Source organism: Mycolicibacterium septicum DSM 44393, from assembly GCF_000455325.1.
Taxonomy (GTDB): domain Bacteria; phylum Actinomycetota; class Actinomycetes; order Mycobacteriales; family Mycobacteriaceae; genus Mycobacterium; species Mycobacterium septicum.
In genome coordinates, this window is record NZ_HG322951.1 from 1,620,449 (window position 1) to 1,626,655 (window position 6,207).

The following is a 6,207-nucleotide window of genomic DNA, read 5'->3' on the forward strand; positions in this document are numbered from 1 at the left end:
TATCACGACCCGGGTGTAGAAACCGGCGACCGGCCCGCACGTGTGCGGACCACCCGATCGGGGTAACAAGCAGGCATGCGACCGATCACCCTGGCCAAGACGGCCTCCGCGGCACTGACCACTGCGCTCGTCGGCGGGCTGGCCAGCAGGCCCGCGCAGTCGAGCTGGTACGAGTCCTTGCGCAAGCCGTCGTTTCAGCCTCCGCGACAAGCCTTTCCGATCGTCTGGCCGATCCTGTACGCCGGGATCGCGGTGGTATCGGCCCGCACGATCGACCGGCTACGTGCCGACGGTCGTCCGGACGAGGCTCGTGCATACACCGTGGCACTGTCCGGCAACCTCGCGGTCAACGCCGCGTGGTCATGGGTGTTCTTCTCCCAGCGCAGGCTTGGCGCCGCAGCCGTCACTGCCGCGGCACTGACCGCCAGTAGTGCGGATCTGACCCGTCGTGCGGTGCAGGCCCAGGGTGCCCCCGGCGCCATCCTCACGCCGTATCCGCTGTGGTGTGCCTTCGCGACCGCGCTGTCCACCCGGATCTGGATGCTCAACCGCGATTGACCGCGATTGACCGCGATCAGCTGAACGGCTTGCGCTGATCCAGGCGACGCGACGCCAGGCCCGCACCCCGCCACACCCGGGCGACCCAGTCGTCGTCCTCTTCGGTGACCAGATTGCCCATCACCCGCACGGCGATGTTCATCAGGAACGACGAGCGGACCGCGAGCGGGCCGGAGGCCGGCAGGAACCGGGGCAGGGTGAGCAGCAGGGCCAGCCGTCGGGCGATCGAGAACCCCTGGGCGTAGTGGTCCTGCAGGAGTGCGGGCCAGGCGTGCGAATAGTCGCCGGAGCCCAGCAGTTCGGCCGCCAGGCGGCCGGTTTCCAGGCCGTAGTCGATGCCTTCGCCGTTGAGCGGGTTGATGCAGGCCGCCGCGTCGCCGACCAGCATCCAGTTGGGCCCGGCCACGCCGGACACCGCGCCGCCCATCGGCAACAGCGCCGACAGTGCGGCCCGTGGCTCCCCGGAGAATCCCCACTCCTCGCGGCGCAGCTGGGTGTAGTACGACAGCAGCGGCCGCAGGGCGGCGTTGGCGGGGCGCTTGGCCGTCGCCAGGGCGCCCACACCGATGTTCACCTCACCGTTGCCCAGCGGGAAGATCCAGCCGTAGCCCGGCAGCACCTGGCCTTCGGGGAGCGCAGCTCCAGGTGCGAGGTGATCCACGGTTCGTTGGCGCGCGGTGTGGCGATGTAGCCGCGGATGGCGGTGCCGTAGACGGTTTCCTTGTGCCACGTGCGGCCCAGCACGCGGCCCAGGGTGGAACGGGCTCCGTCGGCCACGATCAGATGGTTGCAGCCGATGGTGGCGCCGTCGTCGAGCTGGACGGATTCGACCCGCCCACGGGAGTCGTATTCGACCCCAACGACTTTGGCGCCCAAGCGCATCTTGGCGCCGTCGTCGGCGGCGACCGAGCGGATCCGGTCGTCGAGTTCTGTGCGCGGGACCGCACTTCCGGTGGACGGGAACGATGGACCGGGCCAGCGCACCTCGACGTCGGCGCCGAATCCCGACATGCGCAGGCCGTGGTGCCGGATCCGGGTGTCGAGCCACGGGCCCATGCCGAGCCGTTCCAGCTCGGCAACCGCGCGCGGCGTCAGTCCATCGCCGCAGGACTTGTCGCGGGGAAACTGCGCCGCGTCGACCACCTGCACGTCATGACCGGCTCGAGCCGCCCATGCGGCAGCCGCCGACCCGGCCGGTCCCGCGCCGACGACGACCACGTCTGCCTTGATATCCATTGCTCCCAGTATGTTGGACGAATGAGGACACCAGCGACTGTGGTGGCAGGCGTTGATTTCGGGGACGCGGCGTTCGCCGCCGACGTCCGGGACAGCGTCGCCAGGATCGAACAACTGATGTCTGATGAGCTGGGCAAAGCCGACGAGCTCATGGCAGAAGCCGTCCAGCACCTGTTCCAGGCCGGCGGGAAACGGTTCCGCCCGCTGTTCACCGTGCTCTCGGCGTCCCTGGGCCCCCGGCCCGACGATCCTGAGGTCGCGATCGCCGGTGCCGTCATCGAGCTGGTGCACCTGGCCACGCTGTATCACGACGACGTGATGGACGAGGCCCAGATGCGGCGCGGGGCGCCGAGCGCCAACGCCCGGTGGGGCAACAACATCGCCATCCTGGCCGGCGACTATCTGTTCGCCACCGCCTCGCGGCTGGTTTCGCTGCTCGGACCCGACGCGGTCCGTGTGATTGCAGACACATTCGCCCAGCTGGTGACCGGCCAGATGCGCGAGACCCGCGGTGCGGCCGAGCATGTCGACTCCGTCGACCATTACCTCAAGGTGGTCTACGAGAAGACCGCCTGCCTGATCGCCGCGTCGGGCCGGTTCGGTGCCACGTTCTCGGGCGCCGACGCCGACCAGATCGACCGGCTGCACCGGCTGGGCGGCATCGTGGGCACCGCCTTCCAGATCTCCGACGACATCATCGACATCGACAGCGATCCCGACGAATCGGGCAAGGTTCCGGGCACTGACCTGCGTGAGGGCGTGCACACCCTGCCGGTGCTGTATGCGCTGCGCGAGTCGGGCCCGGATTCCGAGCGGTTGCAGGAGTTGCTGGCCGGGCCGGTCGAGCGCGACGAGGACGTCGCCGAGGCGCTGACGCTGCTGCGGCGATCGGCCGGTATGGCACGCGCCAAGGAGACGGTGGCCGAGTACGCGGCGCAGGCGCGTGAGGAGTTGGCGGGCCTTCCGGCCGGGCCGGGGCGTGACGCGCTGGCCACTCTCGTGGACTACACGGTCAATCGTCACGGCTGATTCCGGAACCACGGACGGTAACTGAGCGTTTAATCAGCGATGGTTGCCGAGTAGTTGCCTAGGAGGAAACTGCGATGACGTGGAACCCGCACGCGAACCGGATCAAGACATTTCTGCTGCTGGTCGGTTTCTCGGCGTTGATCGTGTTCGTCGGTTCGTTGTTCGGCCGCAACGTGATGTACCTGGCGGTGCTGTTCGCCGTCGGCATGAACGTCTACGTGTACTTCAACAGCGACAAGATGGCGCTGCGCGCGATGCACGCCCAGCCGATCACCGAGGTGCAGGCGCCCGAGATCTACCGGATTGTGCGGGAGTTGGCCACCACGGCGCATCAGCCGATGCCGCGCCTGTACATCTCCGACACCGCCAACCCGAATGCGTTCGCCACCGGACGGAATCCGCGCAATGCCGCGGTGTGCTGTACCACCGGCATCCTGCAGCTCCTCAACGAGCGTGAACTGCGCGCGGTTCTCGGCCATGAGCTCTCACACGTCTACAACCGCGACATCCTGATCTCGTGTGTGGCAGGGGCGATGGCGTCGGTGATCACCGCGCTGGCCAACATGGCCATGTTCGCCGGAATGTTCGGCGGCAACCGCGAGGGCAGCAATCCGATTGCCATGCTTCTGGTTTCACTGCTGGGTCCCATCGCGGCCACCGTGGTGCGGCTGGCGGTGTCGCGCTCGCGGGAATACCAGGCCGATCAGTCCGGTGCCGAATTGACCGGTGACCCACTGGCATTGGCCTCGGCCTTGCGCAAGATCTCCGGTGGGGTCGAGGCGGCTCCGCTGCCCCCGCAGCCCCAGTTGGCCGATCAGGCGCACCTGATGATCGCCAGCCCGTTCCGGGCCGGTGAACGCATCGGCAAGCTGTTCTCGACGCACCCGCCGATCGACGACCGGATCCGCCGCCTGGAGGACATGGCCGGCCGCGGCCCCGGTCACTACTGACCGAGCTAGGCGCCCTCGTCGCCGTCGCGCAGGGAACGGATCATGCTCTGCAGGAGCCGGAACGCGTCTGACTGCTCGGTCTCGGTCATTCCGGCCAGCATTCTGACCTCGACGGACCGGACCGCCACGGTCGCCTTGTCGAGGCTGCGCCGGCCGCGGGGCGTGAGCCGGGTGGGAAGAGCCTTCCCGACGGGTGCCTCGGCGGGCCTGGTCACATAGCCCTCTCGTTCGAGGGTCTGGAGCAGCACGTTCATCGACTGCCGGGTCACGAAGGCGCCCCGAGCGAGCTCGGAGTTCGACAAGCCCGGTCGTTGCGCCAGCAGCTCGAGGCAGGAGTAGCGCGTGACGTTCATCCCGAGCGGCCGCAGCGCCTCCTCCATGGCCGCGCGCAGGACACTCGACGCCTCTTTCAAGAGGTAGCCCAGTGACGTCTGAAGGTCGACGCCGTCTTGACTCATGTCAGTATTCTGACATAGGTTCGGCCGTGTCAGAAAACTGACACGAAAGGAAGATCATCATGCCCGCCACCGGACCCGACTTCATCTCGCTCCAAGCGCGCGACCTCGACGCTTCGCAGGCGTTCTACGAGCGCTACCTCGGCCTCGTCCGCTCGCAGGCCGGACCTCCCCACGCCGTCGTCTTCGAGACCAAACCGATCGCGTTCGCACTCCGCGAGGTGATTCCCGGGACCGACCTCGCGTCCGTGGCTCAGCCGGGCATCGGTGCCGCGATCTGGCTGCACGCCACGGATGTCCAGGCCATTCACGATGCTCTCGCCGCCGACGGGCACCCCATCGTCTCCGCGCCGATCGACGGACCCTTCGGCCGGACGTTCACCTTCGCCGACCCTGACGGCTATCAGGTCACTCTGCACGACCGCGCCTGAACGACCGGAGGACTGACCAAACACCGCGAGCGACCGCGCAAGTACGCAGATCTCGGTGTGTCGGCGTACAAACACGGTCGCTCGCGGTGCAAGCGGTGAGGAGGGAACCTACGCGGCGTCGGCCAGGGTCTCGACGTGCGTCGGCGTCACCCGCAGCACGCCGGCGCTGGCGATGTCGTAGAACAGGCCGATCACGTTGACCCGCCGCGCCAATGGGTGGGCCTGCAGGGTCTGCACCTGCACCGCGATGTTGACCATCGACAGCTGATCGACCATCCCGAAGCCGGCCTCGGCCGCTGACTGGGCCACCGGATGGCGGCCGTTATCGAACGCCGCGAGGGACGGATTGCCGTGGGCCAGCCAGGATTCCAGGTGCTTGTCGCCCGCGTCGGTCTTGCCCAGCATCGCGGTCATCGCGCCGCAGCTCGAATGTCCGCACACCACGATCGAGGAGACGTTGAGCTTGTCGACCGCGAATGCGATGGCCGCCTCGATCGAGGCATCGGCCTGTCCGGCCGGCACCATGTTGCCGACGTTGCGCACCGTGAACAGGTCTCCCGGACCGCTGCTGGTGATGACGTTGGGCACCACCCGCGAATCGGCGCACGTGAGGAACAGCGTCTCGGGCCGCTGCGCATGTGCCAGTTCCTGCATGTGCGGGCGCAGCACCGGGGCGGTGCGCCGGTGGTAGGCGGCCAGGCCGTGCAGCACGGACGCCGACTCCTCGCCCTGCCAGGAACTCCACGGCACCACGCCGGAGCGCTTGTCGAACGGTGTGAAGCCGCGCATCGGCGGGCCGGCGACGGCACTGCTCATCTCGACCACGCCGAGGTCGTGGATGTCGACGGTGCCACCGGTGGCCACGTGCTGGCGCTGCCACTCTTCGATGGTCTCGTGGGCGGCGTGGTCGATGAAGTCGACCGACAGCTCCACGGTCACCGAGGCGCCCGACGGCACCCGCGCCAGCGCGCTGGTGAGGGTCGGCAGGGACAGGAAGGTGCAGGAGCCCTCGATGGCGACGCGCCAGGTGTTCTCACCCGTGGGCTCGGAGACGATGTTGGTGCGCACCACTCGCCACACGGTCAGTGCGATCGCCAGCGCGAGTCCGATCAGCACGCCTTCGAGCAGGTTGAGGAACACCACGCCGAGCACCGTCACCGCGTAGACCGCGAGATCGCCTGTGCGCTTGGCGGTTTCGATGTGTGCACGCTTGACCAGCTGGCAACCGATGACGATCAGCAGGCCGGCCAGGGCGGCGGTGGGGATCATCTGGGCCAGACCCGCGAACGGCACGGCGAAGATCAGGATCCACACACCGTGCAGGATCGCGGCCGCCCGGGTGCGGGCCCCGGCCGCGACGTTGGTGGAGCTGCGCACGATCACGCCGGTGACGGGCAGGCCGCCGATGGCGCCCGACGCGATGTTGGCGGCGCCCTGGCCGATCATCTCGCGGTCGAAGTTGGTGCGCGGGCCGGTGTGCATCCGGTCCACCGACACCGCCGACAGCAGGCTCTCGACGCTGGCGATCAGTGCGACGGTGAGCACACC

6 protein-coding genes and 1 pseudogene are annotated in these 6,207 nt (G+C 68.3%); 4 read left to right on the plus strand and 3 right to left on the minus strand.

The window, feature by feature from the left end; translation table 11 throughout:
• Positions 1-75: 75 nt before the first annotated feature.
• Positions 76-558: a TspO/MBR family protein gene (locus TX88_RS07605; RefSeq protein WP_044515827.1), complete on the plus strand. Its 483-nt coding sequence runs from the start codon at positions 76-78 to the stop codon at positions 556-558.
• Positions 559-574: 16 nt separating this feature from the next.
• Here the strand turns inward: TX88_RS07605 and menJ are convergent.
• Positions 575-1,794 (minus strand): annotated as a pseudogene (menJ, locus tag TX88_RS07610) (menaquinone reductase).
• 21 nt (positions 1,795-1,815) lie between these two features.
• Between menJ and grcC1 the strand changes: the two are divergent.
• Together grcC1 and htpX are read left to right on the plus strand one after the other, a co-directional pair.
• Positions 1,816-2,823 (plus strand): nonaprenyl/(2E,6E)-farnesyl/geranylgeranyl diphosphat synthase, encoded by a 1,008-nt coding sequence (grcC1, locus tag TX88_RS07615; protein ID WP_167333291.1) that lies wholly within the window; start codon positions 1,816-1,818, stop codon positions 2,821-2,823.
• Between the two features lie 74 nt (positions 2,824-2,897).
• Positions 2,898-3,773, plus strand: coding sequence for a zinc metalloprotease HtpX (gene htpX / locus TX88_RS07620; protein ID WP_044515830.1), 876 nt, complete (start codon positions 2,898-2,900; stop codon positions 3,771-3,773).
• Between the two features lie 5 nt (positions 3,774-3,778).
• Here the strand turns inward: htpX and TX88_RS07625 are convergent, their stop codons facing one another.
• Positions 3,779-4,231, minus strand: a complete 453-nt coding sequence (locus tag TX88_RS07625; RefSeq protein WP_044515832.1) for a MarR family winged helix-turn-helix transcriptional regulator — start codon at positions 4,229-4,231, stop codon at positions 3,779-3,781.
• Between the two features lie 59 nt (positions 4,232-4,290).
• On the opposite strand from TX88_RS07625, the gene TX88_RS07630 reads away from it, so the two are divergent.
• Positions 4,291-4,659, plus strand: a complete 369-nt coding sequence (locus TX88_RS07630) for a VOC family protein (protein WP_044515834.1) — start codon at positions 4,291-4,293, stop codon at positions 4,657-4,659.
• A gap of 108 nt (positions 4,660-4,767) precedes the next feature.
• On the opposite strand, the gene TX88_RS07635 is transcribed toward TX88_RS07630, so the two are convergent.
• On the minus strand, positions 4,768-6,207 hold a 1,440-nt coding region (locus TX88_RS07635; RefSeq protein WP_044515835.1), incomplete at its 5' end, for a carbonic anhydrase.